The 257-nt window shown below is 61.9% G+C and carries 1 pseudogene; it reads left to right on the forward strand.

What is annotated here, in order from left to right:
• A pseudogene (locus KY389_RS15160) lies at window positions 1-189 on the forward strand (IS3 family transposase); the annotation flags it as partial.
• Window positions 190-257 lie beyond the last annotated feature (68 nt).

A 257-nucleotide genomic window follows, 5' to 3' on the forward strand; every position in this document is an offset into this window, starting at 1 on the left:
CGGCTTTTTCGAGAGAACCGCGCCGAATACGCGAGCGACACGGCCGCCTACAAGGCGATCGCGCCGAAGCTTGGCTGTTCACCCGACAGTCTGCGTGTCTGGCGCCAGCAAGCCGAACGTGATGCCGGGCAGCGGGCTGGGCTGACAAGTGCCGAGAAAGATCGGAGTGAGCCATTGGAACGCCATTGATGGCGTGGATGGCTCCCGCTTCCGGCATCGCAATGTGCCATGTTGGGTGCTTTGAGCATCACCAGCAA

The sequence above is a fragment of the Paracoccus bogoriensis genome, assembly GCF_019431455.1.
GTDB lineage: Bacteria > Pseudomonadota > Alphaproteobacteria > Rhodobacterales > Rhodobacteraceae > Paracoccus > Paracoccus bogoriensis.